Source organism: Kineosporia sp. R_H_3, assembly GCF_002198675.1.
GTDB lineage: Bacteria > Actinomycetota > Actinomycetes > Actinomycetales > Kineosporiaceae > R-H-3.
Map to the genome: position 1 here is coordinate 1 of NZ_MWLL01000026.1, position 2,570 is coordinate 2,570.

Annotated in this window: 3 protein-coding genes; all 3 read left to right on the plus strand. The window is 73.2% G+C overall.

All coding sequences use genetic code 11. The features are described from left to right. The first annotated feature begins 111 nt into the window (after positions 1–111). A complete protein-coding gene (locus ECOMGDLI_RS02465) occupies positions 112–1,161 on the plus strand; it encodes a hypothetical protein (RefSeq protein ID WP_143447464.1) in 1,050 nt (349 codons plus the stop codon). A gap of 102 nt (positions 1,162–1,263) precedes the next feature. Then, the gene (locus ECOMGDLI_RS02470; RefSeq protein WP_143447465.1) at positions 1,264–2,076 is read left to right on the plus strand and encodes a DUF4097 family beta strand repeat-containing protein; all 813 of its coding nucleotides are present in this window, start codon (positions 1,264–1,266) and stop codon (positions 2,074–2,076) included. After that, positions 2,073–2,570: PadR family transcriptional regulator (locus tag ECOMGDLI_RS02475; protein ID WP_143447466.1), on the plus strand; the 498-nt coding region annotated here is incomplete at its 3' end. The genes ECOMGDLI_RS02470 and ECOMGDLI_RS02475, both read left to right, overlap by 4 nt.

The window sequence follows — 2,570 nt, forward strand, 5'->3', positions numbered from 1 at the left end:
TGGACATGTGGGTGGGGGTGAGCCGTCCACAGGGCGGGTCTGGTGCGGGTTGTCCACAGAGCGGGTGGACGGCGGGTGCGCGGGGCGATGTGCCGGGTCACCCTCGGCGGCGTGCATCGACCAGACCCCGTCCTGCCACCCCTCGTCAGCCGGGCCGCTGCCCGTGACGTCGGGCTGAGCGACCGTCAGATCACGCGCCGCCTGGCCACGGGGGAGTGGCGCGCCGTCCGGCGAGGTCTGCTGCTGCCCGCGCGGCCGGCGCTCGCCGGCCCACCACAGGTGCTCGACCTCGAGATGCTCGCCGCCGTCCGGTCGACCGGGCGGGACGTCGCGGTCGCGGTCGCGCAGGCCGCGCGGGTCTGGGACCTGCCCAGACCGCTCGACGGCTGGGGCAAGCCGATGCTGCTCGCGCTGTCCGGGCCGACGCGCAACCAGGACGACCTCTGCATCCGGGTCGCTCCGTGGGCGGACGGCGACCTCGTCGTCCTCCCGGACGGCCTCGTCGTCACGTCTCCCGGCCGCACCGTCGCCGACTGCCTGCGGCACCTGCGGCCGCCGGACGCCGTGGCCGTCGCGGACCGCGCGTTGCGGACCGGGCTCGTCACCCGGGCCGAGATCGACGCGACGCTCGTGCGCATGAAGGGCTGGCCGGGCGTCGTCCAGGCGCGACGGCTCGCGGCGCTGGCCGACGGCCGGCGGGAGTCGACGCTGGAGTCGTGGTCGGCCGTGGCCTTCGACGACACCGGCGTTCCGCAGCCGGTCGTGCAGGTCGACATCGAGGACCGCGACGGCCCTGTCGGCCGGGTCGACTTCCGCTGGAAGGGCGGGCTCATCGGGGAGTCGGACGGCCGCGCGAAGTACCTCCTCCGGGCGGCCGAGCTCGCCGGGGCAGACGCCGACGGCCTCGCCCAGGTGCTCGCCGAGGAGCGTGAGCGGGAGCGTCGCCTGCGCGCGACCGGAGCCAATCTCGTCCGCTGGGGCCCGGCCGACGTCCTCGTCCCCGCCCGCACCGACCGCCTGGCGGCACTGATCGACCGCGAGATGCGCGACCAACGCCATCGCCGGGTCACGGGAACCGCGCGCCCAGCCCCGCTCATGCTCGAGCCCAGTACCGGTTTGCGTCGTTTTCAGAGCTCGGAACGGTACCGACCGCGAGCATGAGAGGCTCTCCGGAAAAGCAAAGATGCGATATAGCTTGACTTTGGGTGGACGCGATATAGCGTGTTCCTCACAGACACGATACATCGCGAGTTGGAGGCGGTCATGCAGCAGTGGCGGGTCGAAGAGCCGCAGTCCATCGAGCTCGAAGGGGTCCGGCGGCTGGAGGTGCGCATGGTGTCCGGGCGGGTCGACGTCGTGGGCCGCACCGAGGACGCCGAGTCGGGCGCCGCGCACGTCGAGGTGAGCAAGCTCGAAGGGCCGCTCACCGTGACCCTGGACGACGACGGCACGCTCCAGATCGTCCACGAGAAGCTCACGTGGGGCGGCATCTTCGACTGGTTGAACGGCCGCCGCACGGAGGCGGTCGTCGCGGTCTCGGTGCCGACGACGTGCCCCGTCCGGCTCGGGGTCGTCTCGGCCGACGCGGTCGTCTCGGAGATCGTCGCCAAGGAGACCGAGGTCAAGAGCGTCTCCGGCGACGTCACCCTCGACCACGTCCGCTCGAGCGTGCGCGCCAAGACCGTCAGCGGTGACCTCGAGACGCGGCGGGTCACCGGCACCCTCGAGTTCGAGACCGTCAGCGGGGACCTCGCGATCGCCGGCGGCCGCACGTCCCGGCTCGCCGCGAAGACGGTGAGCGGCGACCTCATGCTCGACGTGGACGTCGACAGCGGCAGCAGGGTCGACCTCAAGACCGTCTCCGGGGACGTCACGCTGCGGGTCGGTGCCGAGTGCGGCTTCGACGTCGACGTCTCGTCGACGAGCGGCCGGCTCGAGAGCGCGTTCGAGGCGCTCCACGTCACCAAGAAGCCGGGCAGCAACAAGATGTCCGGCCGGGTCGGTGCCGCCGACGGCCGCCTCAAGGTCACGACCGTGAGCGGGGACGTCGTCCTGCTGGCCCGGGTGCCGCAGTGAGCCCCGCGGTCTTCGGGCACGGCCGGCTGCGGCTGTACCTGCTCAAGCTGCTCGACGAGAGCCCGCGGCACGGCTACGACGTCATCCGCGAGCTCGAGGACCGGTTCATGGGCCTCTACAGCCCGAGCGCCGGCACCGTCTACCCGCGACTCGCGCGGCTCGAGAGCGAGGGTCTCGTGACCCACGTCGTCTCCGAGGGGCGCAAGGTCTACTCGATCACGGACGCCGGCCGGGCCGAGCTGGCCGCACGGCGGTCCGAGCTCGACGACCTCGAGGCGGACATCGCCGGATCCGTCAGCGACTTCGCCGACGAGATCCGCACCGAGGTGCACGGCTCGGTCCGCGACCTCAAGGCGGAGCTCAAGGCCGCCGCCCGCGAGATGCGCCGCGAGACGCGCAGCCGCGGCCGGCAGGCCCCGCCTGCACCTCCGCACCCGCCCGCCCCGCCGGCACCGCCCGGCGGCTGGGGCCCGGGCGGGTGCGGAGGTGCAGGC

Bases quoted from the DNA above. Each gene is read 5' to 3' on its own strand.
- ECOMGDLI_RS02470 (WP_143447465.1), top strand. From the start codon at position 1,264: ATGCAGCAGTGGCGGGTCGAAGAGCCGCAGTCCATCGAGCTCGAAGGG.